The sequence below is a fragment of the Streptomyces sp. NPDC001858 genome, assembly GCF_053594615.1.
This window is the reverse complement of the sequence record NZ_JBSFEV010000024.1, coordinates 24,084-46,445: the sequence shown is the minus strand read 5'-3', so window position 1 is coordinate 46,445 and position 22,362 is coordinate 24,084. Positions and strand designations below refer to the sequence as shown.

17 protein-coding genes and 2 pseudogenes are annotated in these 22,362 nt (G+C 72.0%); 7 read left to right on the top strand and 12 right to left on the bottom strand.

What is annotated here, in order from left to right:
- Window positions 1-201 precede the first annotated feature (201 nt).
- A complete protein-coding gene (locus tag ACWCPF_RS28740) occupies window positions 202-678 on the top strand; it encodes a hypothetical protein (protein ID WP_451048011.1) in 477 nt (158 codons plus the stop codon).
- A gap of 104 nt (window positions 679-782) precedes the next feature.
- Window positions 783-1,856, top strand: a complete 1,074-nt coding sequence (locus ACWCPF_RS28735; RefSeq protein ID WP_451048010.1) for a hypothetical protein — start codon at window positions 783-785, stop codon at window positions 1,854-1,856.
- 97 nt (window positions 1,857-1,953) lie between these two features.
- Here ACWCPF_RS28735 and ACWCPF_RS28730 read toward each other — a convergent pair whose 3' ends face one another.
- The 8 genes from ACWCPF_RS28730 to ACWCPF_RS28695 all read right to left on the bottom strand — a co-directional run bounded on the left by ACWCPF_RS28730 (window position 1,954) and on the right by ACWCPF_RS28695 (window position 9,734).
- Entirely contained in the window at window positions 1,954-2,166 is a 213-nt protein-coding gene (locus ACWCPF_RS28730) for an EF-hand domain-containing protein (RefSeq protein WP_351916439.1), read from the bottom strand.
- Between the two features lie 54 nt (window positions 2,167-2,220).
- The gene (locus tag ACWCPF_RS28725) at window positions 2,221-3,135 is read right to left on the bottom strand and encodes a helix-turn-helix domain-containing protein (RefSeq protein WP_451048009.1); all 915 of its coding nucleotides are present in this window, start codon (window positions 3,133-3,135) and stop codon (window positions 2,221-2,223) included.
- Between the two features lie 66 nt (window positions 3,136-3,201).
- Entirely contained in the window at window positions 3,202-4,383 is a 1,182-nt protein-coding gene (locus tag ACWCPF_RS28720) for a YncE family protein (RefSeq protein ID WP_451048008.1), read from the bottom strand.
- Window positions 4,383-5,168, bottom strand: a complete 786-nt coding sequence (locus tag ACWCPF_RS28715) for a polysaccharide deacetylase family protein (RefSeq protein ID WP_451048007.1) — start codon at window positions 5,166-5,168, stop codon at window positions 4,383-4,385. Before ACWCPF_RS28715 ends, ACWCPF_RS28720 begins: the two co-directional genes overlap by 1 nt.
- A 172-nt stretch (window positions 5,169-5,340) precedes the next feature.
- Window positions 5,341-5,844, bottom strand: coding sequence for an ATP-binding protein (locus ACWCPF_RS28710; RefSeq protein ID WP_451048006.1), 504 nt, complete (start codon window positions 5,842-5,844; stop codon window positions 5,341-5,343).
- Between the two features lie 323 nt (window positions 5,845-6,167).
- On the bottom strand, window positions 6,168-6,935 hold the full coding sequence (locus ACWCPF_RS28705; RefSeq protein WP_451048005.1) for an enoyl-CoA hydratase/isomerase family protein: 768 nt from the start codon (window positions 6,933-6,935) through the stop codon (window positions 6,168-6,170).
- An 84-nt stretch (window positions 6,936-7,019) separates the two neighbouring features.
- The gene (locus ACWCPF_RS28700; protein ID WP_451048004.1) at window positions 7,020-8,270 is read right to left on the bottom strand and encodes a L,D-transpeptidase; all 1,251 of its coding nucleotides are present in this window, start codon (window positions 8,268-8,270) and stop codon (window positions 7,020-7,022) included.
- 219 nt (window positions 8,271-8,489) lie between these two features.
- Complete coding sequence (locus ACWCPF_RS28695) at window positions 8,490-9,734, bottom strand: L,D-transpeptidase (protein ID WP_451048003.1); 1,245 nt, start codon at window positions 9,732-9,734, stop codon at window positions 8,490-8,492.
- A gap of 152 nt (window positions 9,735-9,886) precedes the next feature.
- On the opposite strand from ACWCPF_RS28695, the gene glgX reads away from it, so the two are divergent.
- Entirely contained in the window at window positions 9,887-12,121 is a 2,235-nt protein-coding gene (gene glgX, locus ACWCPF_RS28690; protein WP_451048002.1) for a glycogen debranching protein GlgX, read from the top strand.
- A 24-nt stretch (window positions 12,122-12,145) separates the two neighbouring features.
- On the opposite strand, the gene ACWCPF_RS28685 is transcribed toward glgX, so the two are convergent.
- The 4 genes and pseudogenes from ACWCPF_RS28685 to ACWCPF_RS28670 form a co-directional block, all read right to left on the bottom strand.
- On the bottom strand, window positions 12,146-12,796 hold the full coding sequence (locus ACWCPF_RS28685) for a response regulator (protein ID WP_451048001.1): 651 nt from the start codon (window positions 12,794-12,796) through the stop codon (window positions 12,146-12,148).
- Window positions 12,786-14,039: a sensor histidine kinase gene (locus ACWCPF_RS28680; RefSeq protein ID WP_451048000.1), complete on the bottom strand. Its 1,254-nt coding sequence runs from the start codon at window positions 14,037-14,039 to the stop codon at window positions 12,786-12,788. The genes ACWCPF_RS28685 and ACWCPF_RS28680 overlap by 11 nt, the downstream gene beginning before the upstream one ends.
- Window positions 14,040-14,067: 28 nt before the next feature.
- Window positions 14,068-14,397: pseudogene (locus tag ACWCPF_RS28675) on the bottom strand (ABC transporter permease); the annotation flags it as partial.
- Window positions 14,396-14,797: pseudogene (locus ACWCPF_RS28670) on the bottom strand (ATP-binding cassette domain-containing protein); the annotation flags it as partial. The pseudogenes ACWCPF_RS28670 and ACWCPF_RS28675, both read right to left, overlap by 2 nt.
- Before the next feature lie 207 nt (window positions 14,798-15,004).
- Between ACWCPF_RS28670 and ACWCPF_RS28665 the strand changes: the two are divergent.
- Genes ACWCPF_RS28665 through ACWCPF_RS28650 form a run of 4 tightly spaced genes read left to right on the top strand, consistent with a single transcriptional unit; the run spans window position 15,005 to window position 22,312 of the window.
- A complete protein-coding gene (locus ACWCPF_RS28665; protein WP_451047999.1) occupies window positions 15,005-16,816 on the top strand; it encodes an ABC transporter ATP-binding protein in 1,812 nt (603 codons plus the stop codon).
- Window positions 16,813-18,753, top strand: coding sequence for an ABC transporter ATP-binding protein (locus ACWCPF_RS28660; protein ID WP_451047998.1), 1,941 nt, complete (start codon window positions 16,813-16,815; stop codon window positions 18,751-18,753). Before ACWCPF_RS28665 ends, ACWCPF_RS28660 begins: the two co-directional genes overlap by 4 nt.
- 20 nt (window positions 18,754-18,773) lie before the next feature.
- On the top strand, window positions 18,774-20,552 hold the full coding sequence (locus ACWCPF_RS28655; protein ID WP_451047997.1) for an ABC transporter ATP-binding protein: 1,779 nt from the start codon (window positions 18,774-18,776) through the stop codon (window positions 20,550-20,552).
- Window positions 20,549-22,312 carry an ABC transporter ATP-binding protein gene (locus tag ACWCPF_RS28650; protein WP_451047996.1) on the top strand — a complete coding sequence of 588 codons (1,764 nt, stop codon included), beginning with the start codon at window positions 20,549-20,551 and terminating at the stop codon, window positions 22,310-22,312. Before ACWCPF_RS28655 ends, ACWCPF_RS28650 begins: the two co-directional genes overlap by 4 nt.
- Window positions 22,313-22,362 lie beyond the last annotated feature (50 nt).

Sequence of the window (22,362 nt, the reverse complement as noted above, 5' to 3'; positions counted from 1 at the left end):
GAAATAGCCCCCCTCCTCCGCCCGTAGCCGCAACGGCGGCCTCGACGTTGCGGGCCGGATCGGGACAAGGCCGTCGAACCGCCCAACTGCCGTCCGAGGCAAGGGCGTTCCCTCGCGTCGATGTGCGCTACATCTCATCCGCGAGCTGTTATGGCGGCCGGGTGGCCGGTGTCTTCAGGACGACGGCTCCGAGGAGGATGAATGGCTGAGATCACGGCGTCCGAGAGTCAAACCGATTCCCGGCAGGCTCTGGTGGCACGCATCGAGAGCCGCGAGGCCGATATCGGCGCCTACCTTCAACACGCCCGGCGCCGGCGCGACCGGCTCTCGCTCATGAGCATCATCGCCGGCGCGGTGGTGTCGCTGTCCACCGCGGGTCCTGCTCTGGGCGGGCAGGACTTCGCCGGGACGGTGGGTGACGCCCTGTCCTTCGGCAGCAGCTCGCTCGTCTGGCAACTGCTGTGTGTGGCAGCGCTCATCGCCTCGGTGGTCGGCACCATCACCGCCGGGCTGCAACGCTCGGACGACATGGCCGACAAGCTGTCGAGCGCGGAAGCATGCCGAACGGAACTCGACTCGCTCGCCACGGCGGTCGCCTTCCAGGACATGCCCCTCGACGAAGCCGCCGAGAAATACCGGCGGGTCACCGCCAAGCTCTCCTTCGTGCCGGAGCTCTGACTGAACGTGGCGAAATGCGACTCGGAGAAAAAATGCTGAACAAATCCAGGAAGTTCCGGCTGGCTGCCGTGGCAATCGTGGCTGCCTCTGCCGCGGTTTCCGGAATGGCGACGCCGGCTCTGGCCAGTGGCTCTGCGGCCGAGGCCGACGGCCCTTCGGTCAGTGCCGGCCCCTATCCCGGTGAACCACGCGAGTGGAATCCGGTGACCTACTCGGGCGGGCAGATCCGCAGCCAGTCCACCATCGGCGAAGCGCGCGACAACCGCGGCAACATCATGCACGCGTGGCGTGGCGCGGACAACGACTTCATATGGATCTCGTTGAACAACGGCGGCGCGTACCAGCTGCCCATCTCACCGGGGTCCCCCAACGCGCAGACCTACGCTCCCCCGACGGTGATCTGGACCGACGACGGCAACCGCGGCAACTTCCGGATCTTCCACACCGGCCGGGACGGCGACGTCTGGCAGCACCGCGTCCAGCTCAACGCGAGCTACCAGCTGCCCGCCGCGCTGCCCTACGGGGCCAAGATTCCCCGGGACACGCGGACCCACAACTACCTGCCCGTGGCCGCGACCGCGCTGCCCGGCAACTCCTTCATGCTCGCGTGGAACAGCCAGTCCAACGACGACGTCTGGGCGATGTACTACGACGCCGCCGCGACGACCTTCCAGGATCCCCGGCTGGTTCCGGGTGCACTGAGCTACGACGCGCCGTCACTGGCCGCTCAGATCGACGACGGCGACGACGCCGCTCCCTGGAACCAGATCGCCCTCGCCTTCAGGGGGATCGACGGCAACATCTATATGACGCGGCAGACGTACGGGGCTTCGAACTGGACACAGCCGCGGGGACTTCCGGGCGCGAATTCTCCGTATGCGCCGTCCATCGCGCTCTCCGGCAGCGGCTATGGCGCGATCGCCATCACGAAGCACAACGACAACAGTGTGGGAAGCTGGCGGATCGACCGCAACGGAAACTACAGCGAGTTCAGCGAATCCGCTGCCACCGGTTTCTCGTCCGGTAAATCCCCGCTGGCGGTCGTAGCCGGAAACGACCTCTACTACGTCATCTCCGGAAGGTCCCTGGGCGCCAACGGGGCGTGGACGGACGGGGTCTCGTGGAAGCGGGCCACCAACTTCGGTTCCCTGCCCAAGCCGCCCACACCGAAGCAGTAGAACCGGCCGCAGGTTCTGAACCCAGGACCTGTGGACATGCCTGCGCATGCTTCTGGAAGGGGCGCCCCGCGGCTGCGGGGCGCCCCTTTCGCGCGCGTCACTTGCTCAGGTAGGCCCAGAACTCGTCGAACGAGAGAACCTTGTCCCCATTGAGGTCACGGCTCTTGATGAGGACCTCGGCGACCGCCTCGGTGACGTTCCAGTCACCCTCCTGAGCGAGGGCGGTCTTGAACTCGGCCGCGGTGATGAATCCGTCACCGTCCGTGTCGATCCGCTGGAACTGCTTGCGCGCTTCTTCGATGTCGGCCACCGATCCGCCCCTTTTTCTTTTTCTTGTCCTGCTGTCGTACTGACGCAGGTCAGATTATCCGGCCGTGCGAGCGGCGAGTGCGGCGACCGCCCACGCGAACTCCTCCTGGTAGGCGGCCTGCGGGCCGAGCCCCTGCACGACGGCCGACAACTCCCGGTAGCGCGCCACCTGTACGTTCGTCGCGGCGGAAAGCTTCTCCAGTACGGCGGCGGGGTCGGCCTCGCCGATCAGGCCCCGCAGCAGCTCCGCCGCCTCCGGTGCGTCGGGGGCGAGCCCGCGGCCCAGGGCGTCGCCGGCAAGCCCCACCAGCCGGCTCATGAACCACAGGGACGTGCCGGCCGGCGCCTCGGGCCCCCGGTCCGCCGCGTTGAACTCCACCGCCTGCCGCATCCGCGCCCGGAACGCCGGGTCCTGGATCAGCTCGGCCAGCTCCACCCAGGCGTCCACCTGCTCGGCGGTCGGGTCGTCCGGCAGGTCCACCGCCGCGAACCGCAGCCGGGTGCGGATGTCGGGGTCGGCGGTGTCGAATCCGTCGAAGATCTCCGCCATGAAGTCGTCGACGATCCGCGACCGCTCGGCGGCCGACAGTCGGGCCAGTCTGTTCATCAAGGTCGTCTCCTGTGCGCTCGCTCCGCGTCGGGCCACGGACGACAGCACCGCACGGGTCACCCGCAGCGCCCTGATCTGCGCGTCCAGCGCGCTCACATGCGCCGCCGCGACCTCCGCGACCGTCCGTTCCCCGGCCAGCACCCGGCGCACGTCGGCCAGGCCGAGGCCCAGTTCGCGCAGGGTGCGGATCAGCTCCAGCCGGGCGGCGGACTCTGCGCCGTAGAGGCGGTAGCCGCCGGCCGACCGGGTCACGGGGGTCAGGACATCCTCGTCGGACCAGTAACGGATGGTGCGCACGGGCAGTCCGGTGGCACGGGCCAGTTCGCCGATGGTGAGCAGTCCGGTGCCGTCGTCGATCATGTTTGGAAGTCTGGGCCTTCCAGCGGGTGGAGACTCAAGCGGCGCAGAGACGCTCTTCGCGAGCCCCTACCGGAAGATGCCGGTGTGGCCGAGGGAGTAGCGGCCGGGCTGGGGGTAGACGGCGAGGCCGTGCGGGCCGCTGCCGACCTTGATGCGGGCGAGCTGGCGGCCGGTGGCGGTGTCGAGGGCGTACACCTCGGAGTTGTACCGCCCGGACAGCCACAAGACCTTGCCGTCCGCGGAGACGCCGCCCATGTCGGGGCTGCCGCCCTCCGGGAGCCGCCACTTCTTGGTGAGCCGGTTCGCGCGGAAGTCGAAGACGGAGACGCTGCCCTCGCCGCGGTTGGAGATGTACATCTCGCGGGAGTCGCGGCCGATGTACAGCCCGTGGGCGCCCTTGCCGGTGTGCAGGAACTCCGGCTCGCCGAAGGTGTCGCCGTCGACGATCCACACCCCGTGGGCCATCATGTCCGCGATGTAGAACCGCTTCCCGTCGGGCGAGACCTTCACGTCCTGCGGCATGGCGCCCTTGAAGGGCAGCCGCTGCTGTCCGACGACCTTCATCTGCTCGGTGTCGACCTTCAGCAGTTCGCCGCTGAACTCGCAGGACACGATGAAGTACCTGCCGTCGAGAGAGAAGTCGGCGTGGTTGACGCCGTAGCAGGTGACCGGTTCGGTCTTGATCCGCTTCATGGTGTGCGGGTCGCGGAAGACGAGCTCGCGGTCGAGGGAGGCCATGACGATCGCGTACTTGCCGTTGGGCGTGAAGTAGAGGTTGTACGGGTCGTGCACTTCGAGGGACCGGCCCGCCTTGCCGGTCTTCGGGTCGATGGGGGTGAGGGTGTGGCCGCGGTTGTTGTTGACCCACAGGGTCTTCAAGTCCCAGGAGGGGACGACGTGTTGGGGCTGGCGGCCGACGTGGACGGTCTCGATCACCCGGTACGTCTTCGGGTCGATGACGGAGACGGTGTCGGACTCGGTGTTGGGGACGTACACCCGGGACGGGAAGTCCTTGACGACCGGGGAGAGCTTGTTCGGGCGGTCGGCGGCGTAGACGTCCTTCGGATCCAGCACCGGCGGCATGCCGGGCAGTCCGTCGACGAGCGGTTTCACCGGCTTCTTCACGGGCGCCGGGGCCGCCGCCCGGGTGGCCTCGGCCGCGCCGTCCTCTCCGTCGGTGCCGCAGGCGGCGAGGACGGCGAGGGCGACGACGGCCGGCAGGGCGCGTTTCACGAGGTTTCGGTGCATCAGCCGATCAGCTCCGTGGTGGTGACCGCGTGCAGTCCGCGGCGGGCGAGTTCGTCCAGGACGGCCGGAAGCGCGGCGACCGTGTCCGCGTACCCGAAGTGCAGGCTCACGACGGACCCGCCCCGGACCTGGCCGAGGATGGTGCGGGCGACGGCGGGAGCGCCGGGCGAGGTGAAGTCGAGGGAGTCGACGTCGTAGGAGAGGACGTGCGGGTAGCCGGCGCGGCGGGCCAGCGTCTCCACGAGCGGCGAGGCGCGCAGGGCCCGGGAGGGGCGGAACCAGGTGCCGATGGACCCGGTGAGCCTGCGCAGCCGCTCGGCGCACCCGGCGATCTCGGCCGCCGCGTCCGTCTCCGACAGGGCGTTGACGTCCAGGTGCCGCTGGGTGTGGTTGCCGAGGTCGTGACCGCCGTCCAGGATCCGGCGGGCGAGCTCGGGGTGCTCGTCGAGCCAGCTCCCGACCGCCAGGACGGTGACCCGGGCCCCGTGCCGCTCGGCTTCACCGAGCAGCGCCCGGGCCACGGCGGGTTCGCCCTGTCCATGGAAGGTGAGCGCCACCCGGGGCCGGTCCCGGGGCCCGTGGCTGATCTGGACGGGCTGCCGGGGGAAGGCCCGGGGCCCGGGGGCCACGTCGGCGGAGGAGGCCGTGCTCGTGGGGGCGCGGGGCGCGACGGCACCCGGGGAACTCCCGGAGGGCGAGCACGCGGCTGCACACGCGCCCCCGGCGACGAGCCCGGCGCCCGCCCGCAGCAGGTAACGACGGTCGGAGGTGGTCACGCGCACCATTTAAGGTGCGAAATGTCGCAATCCCGACGATTGACCCACCCTTTGAGCCCGTCCGGCGTTTGAGGACGAGGCCGTCAGGCCGAAGCGGGGGTCTGGGGGCGGCAGCCTCCAGGGACGCCGACACCAGCGCCGGATGCCCGAGAAGCGCCCCCGACCGACCCCGCGGCAGCGCCTAACGGTCGGCGACCCTCATCTCGAACCAGGTCGTCTTGCCGCGGGGCAGCAGGTCCACGCCCCAGCGGTCGGCGAGTTTGTCGACCAGGAACAGGCCGCGGCCGCTGATGTCCAGTTCCTGGACCGGCATCAGACAGGGCAGGCCGCGGGAGGGGTCGCGGACCTCGACGCGGATCCAGCCGCGGCGGCGGCGCATCCGGAGACCGAAGACGCGGGCGCCGGTGTGCCGTACGGCGTTGCCGACGAGTTCGGAGACGAGCAGGACCGCGTCCTCGGTCATCTTGGGGGTCAGTCCCCACTGTCTGAGGACGACGACCTGGGCCAGCCGGCGGGCCGTCGCCGCGGACTCGGGGCGGGACGGCAGCGGAACCTCGCCCTCCGTCGGGTTGCCGAACAACTCCAGCGCCTTGAGCGCCCGTTCGTCCTCGACCGCAGGCGACCAGCGCGCCGCGGTCGCACGGCTCGGTCCCCGCGGCTGTTCGTTGCCCTCCAGCCCCGCCATGCCCCCATCATGGCCGCCCAGCACGGCCTCCGGGGCCGTTCCGACGGAATACGCCCCCCGGAATCAACCGTTCCGGTTGATGCGACCGGCATATGCCATTGGCAGCACAAAGCCTGACAAACCCGTGTCGACCTGCAGCAACGGCCTACCCGACGGCAATCGTCCGGCTCCCTCGACAAGGCACGCTTAAGACTGTCTTAAGGTTTCGACAAACCGCCCCATCGAGGGACCAGGGTGGGACCCGGGTGAGACACCCCGTCAATTGCAAGTGATTGCGGGGAGTTGGAAGGAGACGTCACTCACAGGACACAGCAGGCGCGGACTCAGCGGAACTTGGCCTTGCCCGGCCCTTCCTCGACGAAACTGCGCATGCCGATCTCGCGGTCGGCGGTCGCGAACAGGCCCGCGAACCAGTTGCGTTCGACCGCCAGGCCGGTGTCCAGATCCGTCTCCAGGCCGGTGTCGATCGACTCCTTCGCGGCGCGCAGCGCGATCGCCGGGCCCTGCGCCAGCTTCGCCGCCCAGGCGTGCGCCTCGGTGTAGACGTCGGCGGCCGGGACGACCCGGTCCACCAGGCCCAGGGTCAGCGCCTCGTCGGCCTTCACCATCCGGCCCGTGAAGATGAGGTCCTTGGCCTTGGAGGGGCCGATCAGCCGGGCCAGCCGCTGGGTACCGCCGGCGCCGGGGATCAGCCCGAGCAGGATCTCGGGCTGGCCCAGCTTGGCGTTGTCCCCGGCGATGCGGAAGTCCGCGCACAGCGCGAGCTCGCAGCCGCCGCCCAGCGCGTACCCGGTGACGGCCGCGACGACCGGCTTGGGGATCCGGGCCACGGCCGTGAAGGAGTCCTGGAGGGCGCGGGCGCGCAGGACCATCGCGGTGTGGTCCATGTCCTGCATCTCCTTGATGTCCGCGCCCGCCGCGAACGCCTTCTCGCCGCCGTACACGACGACCGCGCGGACGTCGTCGCGCCGGGTCGCCTCCTCGGCGAGCTCCTTGAGACGGTCCTGCGTGGCGATGTCCAGCGCGTTCATGGGCGGGCGGTCGAGTCGGAGCGTGCCGACGCCTTCGGCGACTTCGAGATTCACGGTCATGCCAGCAGGTTAACGGGGACTAACGACGACGGGCCCGGTGCTGTGTGTCACAGCGCCGGGCCCGTCGTCAGGAGACGGGGACCGCTACTTCTTCCACTCCGCCCAGGGGATGTTCCAGCCGTTGAGGCCGTTGGCCGGGTCGACCGTCGGGTCGGTGGAGTTCTTCACGGTCACGACGTCGCCGACCATCGAGTGGTTGAAGAACCACGCGGCGGCGATGGAGCTGTCGTAGCCGCCGCGCACGTCCCGCAGGCCGATGCAGCCGTGGCTGGCGTTGTAGTTGCCGAAGGCGTCGCCGCCCCAGTAGTTGCCGTGCACGAAGGTGCCGGAGTTGGTCAGCCGCATGGCGTGCGGGACGTCCTTGATGTCGTACTCGCCGTCGTAGCCGACCGTGTCGCCGTTCATCCGGGTCACGGTGAACTTCTCGCTGATGACCATCTGGCCGTTCCAGGTCGCGTAGCCGGGCTTGCCGGTGGTGACCGGGATGGTCTTGACGACCTTGCCCTCCTGCATGACCTTCATCGTGTGCTTCTTGGCGTCCACCACGGTCACCTGGTCGCGGCCGATGGTGAAGGACATGGTCTTGGTCTGCTCGCCGTAGACGCCCTTGCGGCCCTCGACGCCGTCGAGGTTCAGCGAGACCGTCACCTTGGTGCCGGCCTTCCAGTACTTCTCGGGACGGAAGTCCAGGCGGTCGTTGCCGAACCAGTGGCCCTCGACCTCGACGGCCGGCACGGTCGTGACGGTGATGGCCTTCTCGACGTCGGCCGGCTCGGTGATGCCACGCGTGAAGTTCACCGAGAACGGCATGCCGACGCCGACGGTGGACCCGTCCTCGGGCGTGAAGTTGCCGATGAAGGTGTTCTTCGGGCTCAGCGTGGTGAAGGTCGAGTCCTCGGCGGCCGTGCGGCCCGCGGAGTCCTTGGCGACCGCGTGCACCTGGTACGCGGTGGACGCGGCCAGGTGCGTGGCGGGCGTCCAGCCGGCGCCGTCGGCCGAGATCGCGCCCTCGATCTTCTTGCCCTTGGCGTCCTTGACGGTGACCTCGGTCAGCTTGCCCTTCGCCGCGCTGACCTTCAGGACGCCGCTGGTGTCCACGTCCTTCGCGCCGGTCTTCGGGGCGATGGTGACGACCGCCTCCGACTGCTTGCTCTCGGCGGCGGCGGTGGCGCCCTTGCCGCCGTCGTCCTTCGCGGTGGACCCGGAGTCCGAGTCCCCGCCTCCGCCGCACGCCGTGACGGCCAGCAGCAGCCCTCCGACGATCACCGCCAACCGCTTGTCACGGCCGCGCGAGCGCCCCCCAACCGACGCCCCCGATATCGGTCGCACGTTCAAAGTCCTTCTCCCCACTCCCCCAGGCCCTCCCCGGGCCCGCAGCGACGCGTCACCCGCGTTCGCCGCATATTAACCACATGGTCAGCGGCCCCGACGGGTCAAGATTGTCACCGTTCGGTCCCAAGTAGGACCGTGATTCCGGGGTGAAGGTTGCATGGGGGGCGGGGTCAGTTCACGGCGTGACTGCACTGCGTCAGTTCACGGCGTCAGTTCACGGCGTCAGTTCACGGCGCTTCCGGCGAGCCACTCCTGCCAGCTCATGTTCCAGCCGCCGAGCCCGTTGTCGGGGGCGACCACCTTGTCCTTGCTGTGGACGACCTCGACGACGTCCCCGACGAGACTGCGGTCGAAGAACCACCCCGCGGGGGTGTCCGCCCCACCCCCCTTGACGTCGCGCAGGCCGACGCAGCCGTGGCTGACGTTGGCCTTGCCGAAGACGTCCTCCGCCCAGTAGTTGCCGTGCAGGAAGGTGCCGGAGCTGGTCAGGCGCATGGCGTGCGGGACGTCCGGGATGTCGTACTCGCCCTTGCCGTCGGCCTTCTTGAAGCCGACGGTGGCGCCGTTCATCCGGGTCAGCTCCAGCATCTCGGTCACCACCATCTTGCCGTTGTAGGTGGTGTTCTTCGGCGCCCCGGCCGTGATCGGCACGGTGGCCAGCAGTTCGCCGTCGCGGCGCACCTGCATGGTGTGCTTCGCCGCGTCCACCAGGGACGTCTGGCTGCGGCCGACGGTGAACGAGAACGACTTCTGCTGCAGCCCGTAGACGCCGGGCGCCCCTTCGACGTCCCGCAGCCCGAGCGCGACGGTGACCCGGGTGCCGGGCTCCCAGTACTCCTCGGGGCGGAAGTCGAGCCGGGTGCTGCCGAACCAGTGGGGCCGGATGTCCGCCGCCGGTTCGGCCGTGACCTCGACGGCGCGTTCGACGGCCGCGCGGTCCTCGATCTCCTGGTTGAACTCCAGCGAGACGATCATCCCGGTGCCGACGGTGGACCGGTTCTCGGGGGTGACGTAGCCGATGAAGCGCTCCTTGGGGACGTAGGTGGTGAACGTGGTGTGCCGGGCCGAGCGGTTGCCCGCGCCGTCCAGCGCCACGACGTCCACGGTGTAGCGGGCGGCGAGCCCGAGCCGGTCGTCGTCCGGCTGCCAGCTCAGCCCGTCCGCGGCGATCCGGCCCGGGACGACGGCCTCCTGGGCGTCCTGCGAGCGGACGACCTTCACCGACTCCAGCCGCCCGTCGGGCACCCGCACCCGCAACTCCTCCCCGGGTCGCACGCCCTTGGCGCCGTCCGCCGGGGCGACCCGGATGACGTCCTCGGGGGCCGGGGGTTTGGCGACCATCCGGTCGAGCCCGCTCGGGCTGTCGCCGCCGGTGCAGCCCGCGACCCCAGCCAGTAGTCCTGCCCATGTCATTACGGCGGCCAGTGCGACCCCCGCGCGCCCTGCGCGCCCTTGTACGTGCCTCACGGCGTACCCAACGATCGGGCACGCTCCGGGGAAACGTGAGTGCGAGGTCCGCTCTGGGCAGAAAAGGGGGGAGGACGACGTGACGAGGGGCCTCGGCGGGACACCGTGCGCTCTTTCCCCACGTCGTTCCATGAGCCGCGGGAGGCGAGCCGGTGTCCAGCGCAGCCGAGCAGGAGGCGGTGGCGGCAGCACGCGCCACGCCGGACATCGTCGTGAACGGTGCGCCGCGCAAGGTGCCGGGACCGCTGGTGCGGCCGGGCGCGTCCACGCCGTTGGGGGCCCGGTTCCGGGTCGGCCCGGACGGCGTCGCGGGCACCAACTTCGCGCTGTGGGCGGGCGGGGCGGAGTCCGTCGAGCTGTGCCTGTTCGACGAGGCCGGGCGCGAGACCCGGGGCCGGCTGACCGAGCTGACCCACGAGATCTGGCACGGCTTCGTGCCCGGGGTCATGCCGGGCCAGCGCTACGGCTACCGCGTGCACGGCCGCTGGGACCCGTGGACCGGGGGCCGCTGGAACCCGGCGAAGCTGCTCCTGGACCCCTACGCCCGCGCGGTCGACGGCGAGTTCACCCTGCCCCCGGAGGTGTACGGGCATGTCCGCGACTGGCCCCAGCAGCAGGTCGCCGACACCGTCCGCGACGAACGCGACTCCGCGCCGTACGTCCCCAAGGGCATCGTCGTGCACGATGACGACGACTGGGCCGACGACCGTCGGCCGAAGACCCCGTGGGCGGACTCGGTCATCTACGAGCTGCACGTCCGCGGCTTCACCCGGCTGCACCCCGGGATCCCGGAGGAACTGCGCGGCACGTACGCCGGTCTGGCGCACCCGGCGGCGATAGAGCACCTGGTGAAGCTGGGCGTTACGGCGGTGGAACTGCTGCCCGTCCACCAGTTCGCGCACGAGGACCATCTGCTGCGCCGCGGGCTGAAGAACTACTGGGGCTACAACTCGATCGGCTACTTCGCCCCGCACGCCGCGTACGCCGCCGCCGGAACGACGGGCCGGCAGGTCGGCGAGTTCAAGCGGATGGTCCGCGCGCTGCACGCGGCCGGCATCGAGGTCGTCCTGGACGTCGTCTACAACCACACGGCGGAGGCGGGCGAGCTCGGCCCGACCCTCTCCCTGAAGGGCATCGACAACCGCGGCTACTACCGCCTCCAGTCCGACGCCCGCCGCTACGCGGACTACACCGGCTGCGGGAACACCCTGCACGTGGTCCAGCCGCATGTGCTGCGCCTGATCACCGACTCGCTGCGCTACTGGGTGACGGAGATGGGCGTCGACGGCTTCCGCTTCGACCTGGCGGCGGCCCTGGCCCGCTCCATGCACGACGTCGACATGCTCTCCCCGTTCCTGGCGGTGATCGCGCAGGACCCGGTGCTGCGCCGGGTGAAGCTGATCGCGGAGCCGTGGGACGTGGGCTCGGGCGGCTACCAGGTGGGCGCCTTCCCACCCTTGTGGACGGAGTGGAACGACCGCTACCGCGACACGGTCCGCGACTTCTGGCGGCACGCGCTGCCGGACGTCCGGGAGATGGGCTACCGCCTGTCGGGCTCCAGCGACCTGTACGCGTGGGGCGGACGACGGCCGTACGCGTCCGTCAACTTCGTCACCGCGCACGACGGTTTCACCCTGCGCGACCTGGTGTCCTACGAGCGCAAGCACAACGAGGCCAACGGCGAGGGCAACCGGGACGGCACGAACGACAACCGGTCCTGGAACGGCGGGGCCGAGGGCCACACGTCCGACGAACGCGTCCTGGCGCTGCGGCGCCGCCAGTTGCGCAACCTGCTGACGACCCTGCTGCTGTCGACGGGCGTGCCGATGCTGGTCGCGGGCGACGAACTCGGCCGCACGCAGGGCGGCAACAACAACGCCTACTGCCAGGACAACGAGATCAGCTGGGTGGACTGGGGGCTGCTGGAGGACCCGGGCTGGCGGGCCCTGTACGAGCTCACCGCCCGGCTGATCGCGCTGCGCCACCGGCACCCGGTGCTGCGCCGCCGTGCGTTCTTCTCCGGCCGGGCGCACTCGGCGGACGGGCTGCGGGACCTGGCCTGGTTCACCCCGCGCGGCGCGGAGATGACGGAGGGCGACTGGTACGCGCCCGCGGCGACGCTGGGGATGTACCTGTCCGGGCGGGACATCCCCGGCCGGGACGAGCGGGGCGCGCCGATCACCGACGACAGCTTCCTCGCGGTGCTGCACGCGGGGGACGCCCCGGTGGACTTCGTCCTGCCGGGGCCGCCGTGGGCGGAGCGCTACGAGGTGGTCGTGGACACGTCGAAGGAGGACCAGGGGGAGGCGCCGGGGGTGACGCACCCGGCGGGGGCGGCGGTGCGGGTGCCGGAGCGGGCGGTGCTGTTGCTGCGGGTGGTGGGCTGACGGGCCCGGGCCCGGATACCGTGCTCAGGGCCGGTCCCGGCCCAGGATCCCCCGTTCGTACGCCCTCGCCACCGCCGCCGCGCGGTCGTTGACCGACAGCTTGGCGTAGAGGTGGGTGAGGTGGGTCTTCACCGTCGCCTCGCTGATGAAGAGTTCGCGGGCGATCTCGCGGTTGGACGTGCCCCGGGCGACCAGCGCCAGCACCTCCCGCTCGCGGGCGGACAGCGGCTCGTCGCCGCCCGGGGCGCGGACCGCGGAGACCAGCCGGGAGGCGACCGCCGGGGAGAGGACCGTACGGCCCTGCGCGGCGGCCCGCACCGCCGCGAAGAGCTCCTCGCGCGGCGCGTCCTTGAGCAGATAGCCGGTCGCGCCCGCCTCTATCGCCGGGATGGTGTCGGAGTCGGTGTCGTACGTGGTCAGCACGAGGACCTTCGCGCGTGACCGGCGGCGGGTGAGTGCGGCGATGGCGGCGACCCCGCCGCCGCCCGGCATGCGCAGGTCCATGAGGATCACGTCGGGGTCGAGTGCGGCGGCCCGGGTCAGGGCCTCCTCGCCGCTCGCCGCCTCGCCGAGGACCGTGAAGCCGGGCGCGGAGTCGAACATGCCGCGCAGACCGTCCCGTACGACGGGATGGTCGTCCACGATCAGGAGGCTGATCCCCGGGTCATCGCTCATCGCGCACCAACGGTACGCGAGCCGACAGGGCCGTGCCGTGGCCCGGTTCCGACTCGACGGCGAGCGAGCCGGCGACGCGTTCGGCGCGGGCGCGCATGCCGTCGAGGCCGAACCCCGCGGAGCGGGTGCGCACGGGGAGCGCGAGGGGGTCGAAGCCGCGGCCGTCGTCGCGGATGTCGAGGATCACCTCGTCGCCCAGGTAGGAGAGGGTGACGCCGACGCGGTCGGCGTGGGCGTGCCGGGCGGCGTTGGGCAGGGCCTCCTGGACGATCCTCAGGAGGGTCGCCGAGACCTCCTCGTGGAGCTGTTCGGCGGTGCCGGTGACGGTGAACCCGGCGCGCACGCCGGTCCGGTCGCCCCATTCGGCGACCGTCTTCTTCAGGGCCTCGGGCAGTCCGTCGCTCTCCAGCGCCACCGGGGCCAGGTTGTGCACCGAGCGGCGGGCCTCGCCGAGGCTGTGCCGGGCCAGGTCCAGGGCGCGGCCCACGTGCTCGCGCGCCCCGGCGGGGTCGGGGGAGTTCGCGACGACCTGGAGCTGGGCGATGATGCCGGTCAGGCCCTGGGCGAGGGTGTCGTGGATCTCGGCGGCGAGGCGCCGGCGTTCGTCGGCGACGCCCGCTTCCCGTGCCTGGACGAGGAGTTGGGCGTGCAGGGCGGCGTTCTCCGCCAGCGCCTGCTGCAAGGCCGCGTTGGTGCGTTCGAGTTCGGCGATGGTCCCGGCGCGGGCGCGGGAGCGTTCCTCCTCCTGGTGAGTGAGGTTCCCCACGACGATCCACAGCACGTTGTTGACGACGAGGAGCCCGGCGAAGACCGCCCACTGGGTGCCGCCGTGGATCGGCAGCCCGCCGGCCTGCGCCCCCGCCACGGGGATCGACGTGGCGACGAGCGCGAGCCGCTGCCGGATGCGGCCGGGGACGATCTCGTCGGCGTCGAAGTAGCCGGTGGCCGCGTAGAACGCGAAGAACGGGTTCAGCCAGGTGAGCGCGAAGGCCAGCGCCCATCGCACGACGTAGTACGCGACGCCGACGGCGGACGGCTCCCGGGGCCGCCCGTGGCGGCCCCAGAGCAGCTGGAGCGCGAGCGCCGCGAGGACCAGCCCGCCGACCGCCCACCGCTCGGCCGCGCCGGGCGTCAGGGCGGCGGTGGCGCAGGCGAACAGGACCGCGAAGCCGAGCAGCACGTACGGCCCCCAGCGGTTGGCCTGCGCCCATCGCTGTTCGAGCCGGCCGTCCGCCTCTGTCATCCCTCCAGTCTGCATCGTGCGGCTCCGCCTACTCCCAGCGGAACCAGCGGGCCGCCGCGCCGGTCAGCAGCAGGAACCAGATCGCCAGCACGCCGAGGTGGCTCCAGCCCGGCCAGTGCCCGGCCGCCGCCTGGTCGAGGGCCTGCGCGGCCGCCCCGAAGGGGGTGCAGCCGACGATCCGGGCGAGGACGTCCGGCATGGCCTGCACCGGCAGCCACAGGCCCGCGCAGAACATCGACGGGAAGAACACGGCAGAGCCGACCGCGCCGGCGATCTTCGTCGTGCGGGACACGACCGACACCACCGATCCGAGAGCGAGCGCGACCGCGACGGCAAGCAGCAGGGCGAGGGCGTAGCCGGCCGCCGGAGAGCTGTGCGAACCGGGTGGAGAGCACCGGGGTCAGACCGAGGCGCTCGGCGAGGGGGGCCGGGTCGAGCGGGCTCGGGTGGAAGGAGGCGTACAGGTCGAGCGCCTCGCGGACGGTGAGCTTCGGCTGGAGCTCGCTCTGCTGGAGCTGTACGCCGAGGACACGGGCCACGCGCGCGTGGTCGGCTACCGGGTCGAGGCCGGTGACCCGGACCCGGCCCGCGTCGGGCGCCCGCAGGCCCTCGACGCACTCGACGGTGGTCGTCTTGCCGGCGCCGTTCGGGCCGAGGATCCCGAAGATCTCGCCCTCCTCGACGGTGAAGGAGACGCCGTCGACGACCGCACGGCCGTCGTAGGACTTGTGCAGGTCGGTGACTTCGATGACGGGCATGGCCCCAGCGTTTCGTCCGGCGCGAGGGCCGCGCATCGGCCGGCTCGCTCGAACGGGCATCCGCCGATCGGTTGACACTGCGCTGCACCCGATCGCGTCCGCCCCCGGAAATCTGCCGAAAAACGCAGGTCGTAGGACCAACGCCGGATCGTTGTCGGGCCGAAACTCGGTGGGCGATGTCAGTGCCGATCCGTAGGCTCGCCCGTGATGCCGACGACACGTGAGAACACCGAGGACCGGTCCGCGGTGCGGACCCTGCTGCGGCTGTGGCCGTACGTACGCCCGGCGCGGGCCAGGCTGTTCGCGGCCGCCTTCGTCGCGGTCCTCGCCTCCTGTACGGGTCTGGTGATCCCGCTCGTCCTGAAGTGGATGGTGGACGGGCCGGTCGCCGACCGGGACCGCGCCGGGGTGTGGCTGGGCGCCCTGTGCCTGCTGCTGCTCGGGTGCGCCGAGGCCCTGCTGTTCGGGGCGAGACGCTGGCTGGTCGCGCGCCCGCTGTCGCATGTCGAGGCGGAGATGCGGGCCGCTCTGTACCGACGGCTGCAGCGGCTGCCGGTGGCGTTCCACGACCGCTGGCCGTCGGGTCAGCTGCTGTCCCGGGCGACCGCGGATCTGGGCCTGGTGCGTATGTTCCTCGCCTTCCCGCTGACGTTCCTGCTGGTCAACAGCGTGACCATCGTCCTCGGTGTGATCATCATGCTGCTCCAGGACTGGACGCTCGGCCTGGTGATCCTGGGGCCCGCGATCCCGGTCATGGTGATGTGCATGGTCTTCGAGCAGCGGTACGCGGTCGTGGCGCGGCGCGCGCAGGACCAGGTCGGCGATCTGACGACGGTCGTCGAGGAGAGCGTTCTCGGGATCCGCATCATCAAGGGCTTCGGCCGGCACCGCAGCCAGGCGCGGGCCTTCCGGGAGATCTCGGGGACCCTGCGCGGCACGGAGCTGGGCAAGGCGCGCCTGCTCGCCACCATCTGGGCGGTGATCGTGACGCTGCCGGAGCTCGCGATCGGGGCGGCGCTGGTGCTGGGCTCGGTGCAGGTCGCGGACGGGGAGCTGTCGGCGGGCACGCTGGTCGCCTTCCTGTCGACGGCGCTCGCGCTGCGCTGGCCGGTGGACTCGATCGGCTTCCTGCTCGCGATGAGCCAGGAGGCGGCCACCGCGACCGAGCGCTACTTCGAGGTGATGGACGAGGAGCCCGAACAGGAAGCAGCGGAGAAGGGAGCAGCGGAGAAGGACAGCGTTGTCGGGGCGGACGCGACGGCCGACGCCGGACTCCGGTTCGACGGCGTGGTCTTCCGCTACCCGGACGCCGATCCCACCTCCCCGCCCACCCTGGACCGCGTCGACCTGCACATCCGGCCGGGTGAGTCGATGGCCCTGGTCGGGGCCACCGGCAGCGGGAAGACGACGCTGACCGCGCTCGTCCCCCGGCTGCACGAGGTGACCTCGGGCCGGATCACGCTCGACGGCGCGGACGTCACCGCGATGTCCCGCTCCGAGCTGCGCTCCAAGGTCGCCGTCGCCTTCGAGGAGCCCACCCTGTTCTCGGCGAGCGTCGGGGAGAACGTGCTGATGGGCACGGACGCGGAGGGCGCCGGCCAGGGCGAGCTGGAACGGGCCCTCGCCGTCGCCCAGGCCGACTTCGTGCACGCCCTGCCGCAGGGCGCCGACACCCAGGTCGGCGAGCAGGGGCTCAGCCTCTCCGGCGGCCAGCGGCAGCGCCTCGCACTGGCCAGAGCCGTGGTCGGACGGCCCCGGTTCCTCGTCCTCGACGACCCGCTGTCCGCCCTGGACGTGCACACCGAGGCCGCCGTGGAGGCCGCGCTGCGCCGGGTCCTCGCCGACACGACCGCGCTGATCGTCGCCCACCGCCCCTCCACCGTGCTGCTCGCCGACCGGGTGGCGCTGCTGTCCGGCGGCCGGATCACCGCCGTGGGCACCCATCAGGAACTGCTGCGCGGCAACCCCGAGTACGCCCACCTCATGTCCGGAACCGGCCGCCAGGAGGACGACCGATGACCACCACCCCCACCACCTCCTCCCCCACCGACGATCCGACCGGCGACCCCGCCGCCGTCCCCTCCTCCGTCCCGTCCTCCGTCCCCGCCACCGACGCTGACCCCTCCGTCGAGGACCGGCCGCAGGAGCCGCGTCCGCCGGCCGTCGAGGACCCCTTCGACAAGGACGTCCTGCCCACGCCGCCCGGCGCCACGGGCACGCTGCTGCGCTCGCTGCTCGCCCCCATGAAGGCCCGGGTCGCCCTCACCACCGTCCTGCTGCTGCTCCAGCAGGCGGCGGTGCAGGCCGGCCCGCTGCTGGTGGCGTACGCCATCGACCGGGCGGTGCCGGCCTTCCGGGCCGACGACCACGGGCCGCTGATCGCGGTCGGCGTCGGCTATCTGCTGTGCGCGCTGGTCTCCGGCGCCCTGCAGTACGCGTTCCTGGTCGCCGCCGCCCGCGTCAACCAGGACGTGCTGCTCGATCTGCGCGGCCGGATCTTCCGCCATGCGCAGGCGCTCAGCATCGACTTCCACGAGCGCTACACCTCGGGCCGGCTCATCTCCCGCGCCACCAACGACGTGGAGGCCCTGCGCGAGCTCCTCAACGAGGGTCTGCAGGAGCTCGTGACGGTCGTGCTGTCCTTCGCGTTCATCTCCGCGATGCTGCTCTGGCTGGACCTGGGCCTGGGCGCGGTCGCGGTGGCCTCCTTCGGGCCGCTGTACCTGCTCGCCCGGAGCTACCGGCGGCGGGTCGGGCGGGTGTTCGTGGCGCGGTCCACCGCGATCGCGGCCGTGATCGTGAAGTTCGTGGAGACGATGAACGGCATCCGCCCGGTGCGCGCGTTCCGCCGCGAGGCCGTCAACGACGCCGACTTCCAGGTCCTCAACCGGCGGCACGAGCGCCGGAACGGCGACGCGCTGCTGGAGATGGCCCGGTATGTCGTCGGATCGCGGCTGGTCGCCAACACGGCGGTCGCGGGGATCGTGCTGTGGGGCGCCTCCCGGGTGGCGGACGGCACGCTGGAGCTGGGCGTGCTGGCGGCGGCGGTGCTGTATCTGCGGCGGCTGTACGACCCGATCGACCGGCTCGCCATGTTCCTCAACTCCTACCAGTCGGCGGCCGCCTCCCTGGAGAAGATCGCGGGGCTGCTGGCCCAGACGCCGTCCGTTCCGGAGCCGACCGCGCCGCGCGAACTCCCGCCGCTGGAAGGCGAGTCGCCCGGCCGCGAGGTCGTCTTCGACGGGGTCTCCTTCGGCTACCGCACGGGCGGCGAGGTCCTGCCCGGCTTCGATCTCACGCTGCCCGCCGGACAGACGGTCGCCGTCGTCGGCTCCACCGGTGCGGGCAAGTCCACGCTGGCCAAGCTGCTCGCCCGCTTCTACGACCCCTCCGCCGGGCGGGTGCTGCTGGCCGGCGTCGATCTGCGCGAGCTGCCGGTGTCCGAACTGCGGCGCGGGGTGGTCATGGTGACGCAGGAGGCGTTCCTGTTCTCCGGCACGGTCGCCGAGAACATCGCCATCGGGCGGCCCGACGCGAGCCGGGAGGAGATCGAGCGCGCGGCGAAGGCCATCGGCGCGCACGAGTTCATCAGCGCCCTGCCCGACGGCTACGACACCGACGTGCGCAAGCGCGGCGGCCGTATCTCCGCGGGCCAGCGTCAACTGGTCGCGTTCGCGCGGGCGTTGCTCGCCGACCCGGCGGTGCTGATCCTCGACGAGGCGACCAGCTCGCTCGACGTGCCCGGCGAGCGGGCCGTGCAGGCGGCGATGGCGACGGTGCTGAAGGGCCGTACCGCGGTGGTGATCGCGCACCGGCTGTCGACGGTGGAGATCGCGGACCGGGTGCTGGTCATGGAGTACGGCCGGATCGTCGAGGACGGCAGTCCGGCCGAGCTGATCGCGGGCACCGGCCGGTTCGCGGATCTGCACCGGGCGTGGCGGGACAGTCTCGCGTGAGGCGGAATTTAAAGCGGCGCTTGAGGAAGGGCGACTCGGCGGTCGACGTGCAGGGGGATCCCGGCGTCCCGGACTGCCGCAACGGCTGGGCCTATCTGGCCTGGCTGGTGCGCTGTCAGCCGTGGCGGGGCGTGGCCGGGGCGGTGCTGGCCAGCGTCTGGATGGTGCTGCTGGCGGTGTCGCCGTATCTGCTGTCGAAGGCGGTGGACGAGGGGCTGGAGCCCGGTGACACGGCCGCGCTGGTCGGCTGGACGGCCGCGCTGACGGCCGTCGGGGCGGCCAACGCCTGGGTGAGCATCGTGCGGCACCGCACGATGACGCGGCTGCGGATGGACGCGTACTTCCGCACGATCAAGGTGACCGTGCGGCAGGCGGTGCGGCTGGGGGACGCGCTGCCGCGCCGGACGGGCGCAGGAGAAGTCGTCACCATCGGCGTGGGCGATGTGCACACCATCGCGCAGTCGCTGACGGTGATCGGGCCGGGGGTGGGCTCGGTCGTCGTGTACGTGTTCGTCGCCGGGCTGCTGCTGGCCGTCTCGCCGCTGCTGGCCGTCGTCGTCCTGCTCGGGATGCCGGTGGTCGGCGTGCTCGTCGGGCCGCTGATGGCGCGGCTGCGCGGGGCGGAGGGCGAGTACCGGGAGCGGCAGGGGATGCTGACCGCGCGGATCGGGGACCTCGCGGGCGGGCTGCGGGTGCTCAACGGGCTGGGCGGCAAGAGCCTGTTCGCGGACGGGTTCCGGCGCGATTCGGGGCGGCTGCGGGAGCAGGGCTACCGGGTGGGTTCGTCGGCCAGCTGGCTCCAGTCGCTGGGGGTGGGGCTGCCGAGGCTGTTCCTCGCGGCGGTGACCTGGCTCGCGGTCCGGGAGGCCGTCCAGGGGAAGCTGACGGTCGGCGAGTTGGTGTCGGTGTACGGCTATGTCGCCGTGCTGGTGGGCCCGGTGGCGTTCCTCGTCGACATGGGCTACCAGCTCAGCCGGGGCGTCGTCGCCGCCGACCGGGTCGTCCGGCTGCTGCGGCTCGAACCCGATCCGGACACCGGGACGGCCGAGCCGCCCTCGGAACCGTCGGCGCTGCACGATCCGGCGTCGGGCGTGCGGGTGCCGCCGGGCCGGCTGACCGCGCTGGTCGGGGCGCGCCCCGCCGAGCTGACGGCCCTGGTCGACCGGCTCGGACGGCTGGGCCCGACGGACGCCTCCTGGGGCGGGGTCCGGCTCGACGCGATCCCGCTGCCGCAGGTGCGGGCCCGGATCCTGGTCGCGGACAACGAGGCCGACCTGTTCGCGGGGCCGCTGCGCGAGGTGGTGGGCGGGCGCGGCGACCCGGGCCCGGAGCTACTGCGGGCGGCGGTGCGGGCGGCGTCCGCCGACGACATCGTGCAGGGGCTCGCGGAGGGGCTCGACGCGCCGGTGACCGCGCAGGGCCGCAGTCTCTCCGGCGGCCAGCGGCAGCGGGTCCGGCTGGTGCGGGCGCTGCTCGCCGACCCGGAGGTGCTGCTGGCCGTGGAGCCGACGTCGGCGCTGGACGCACACACGGAGGCGGCGGTGGCCGAGCGGCTGCGGGCGGCCCGCGCCGGCCGCACCACGCTCGTGACGACGACGTCCCCGCTCGTCCTCGACCATGCGGACACGGTGCTCTATCTGGTCGACGGGAAGCTCTCGGCCGCCGGACGCCATCGCGAGCTGCTGGAACGGGAGCCGGGATACCGCGCCTTGGTGGCCCGCGACGCCGAAGACCCCGAAGGCCCCGAAGGCCCCGTAGACGCTGCAGACTCCCACGACGCCGAGGAGGTCGTACGGTGACGGGCGACGGAAGGCGGCTGCCCGTCGCCGGGCCCGCCGAGGTGCGGCGGGCCGCGGGCCGGCTGGTGCGGGCCGACGGGCGAGCGTTCGTCGGGGTGCTGCTCCTCAACGTGCTGGCCGCCGCCTCGGGGCTGGCCGGGCCCTGGCTGCTGGGCCGGATCATCGACGAGGTGCGCGCCGGGCGCGGGATGGACGCGGTGAACCGGCTGGCCGCGGCGATCGCCGTGTGCGCGCTCGCCCAGCTGCTCCTGATCCGCTGGGCGCGCTACGCGGGGCACCGGTTCGGGGAGCGGACGCTGGCCCGGGTGCGGGAGGAGTACGTCGACCGGGCGCTGGCGCTGCCCGCGTCGGTCGTGGAGCGGGCCGGCACCGGCGATCTGACCACGCGCGGCACCGCGGATGTGGCGGCCGTCGGCACGACCCTGCGCGACGCCGGGCCGGAGCTGCTGGTCTGCACGGTGCAGGCGCTGTTCACGCTCGCCGCGGTGTTCATGGTCGATCCGCTGCTGGGCACGGCCGGGGTGCTGGGGCTGACTCCGATCTGGTGTGCGCTGCGCTGGTATCTGCGCCGGGCCCGCTCGGCCTATCTCGACCAGAGCGCGGCGGACTCGGAGGTCGCCGAGTCGCTCGCCTCGACGGCCGCCGGGGCCCGGACCGTCGACGCGTTCCGGCTGGCGGAGCGCCGGACGACGGCGAGCAAGGACGCGCTGACGACGGCCCGCCGCACCCGCTTCCACACCCTCTACCTGCGGACGGTGTTCTTCCCGGTCGTCGAGGTGTCGTACTCGTTGCCGGTGGCGGGCGTGCTGCTGCTCGGCGGCGTGCTGCACGGGCGGGGCATGGTGAGCCTCGGGGCGGTGGTGGCGTCGGCGCTGTATCTGCGCCAGCTCACCGAGCCGCTGGACGAGATCCTGGTCCGGGTCGAGCAACTCCAGTCCAGCAGTGCCTCGTTCGCGCGGGTCGAGGGGCTGGCGCAGGCGCCGCGGGCGGTGTCCGAGGCGTCCCCCGTCCCGGCGGACGACCGGATCGACGTGACCGGCGTGCGGTACGCGTACGAGCGGGGCGGCGAGGTGCTGCGCGGGGTCGATCTGACGGTGCGGCCCGGGGAGCGGCTCGCGGTGGTCGGCCCGTCCGGCGCGGGCAAGACCACGCTGAGCAGGCTGCTGGCGGGGGTGGACGCGCCGAGCGCGGGCACGGTGACGGTGGGCGGGGTGCCGGTCGCGGACCTCGCGCCGGAGACGCTGCGCCGGCAGGTCGTGCTGGTCACCCAGGAGCATCATGTCTTCCTCGGCACGGTCCGCGACAACCTGCTGATCGCCGAACCGGCTGCGGACGACGCGCAGTTGTGGGCGGCGCTGGCCGCGGTGGGCGCCGCGGACTGGGTCCGGGAGCTGCCCGGCGGCCTCGACGCCGTGCTGGGCGGGGACGGTTGCCGTACGGACGGCTCGCAGGCCCAGCAACTCGCCCTGGCCCGGGTGGTGTTGGCTGACCCGCACACGCTGATCCTGGACGAGGCGACCGCGCTGCTGGACCCGACGACGGCCCGGCACACCGAGCGCGCCCTGGCGGCCGTGCTGCGGGGCCGTACGGTCATCGCGATCGCCCATCGGCTGCACACCGCCCATGACGCGGACCGGGTCGCGGTGATGGAGGACGGCCTGCTCACCGAACTCGGCACGCACGAGGCGCTGGTGACGGGGGACGGCGCGTACGCGGCGCTGTGGCGGACCTGGCACGGAACGCCCGCCGACGACCACTGACCCCTTTGGTCCGTATATCGAACTCGAACTCCCGAACAACGGACCTTTTC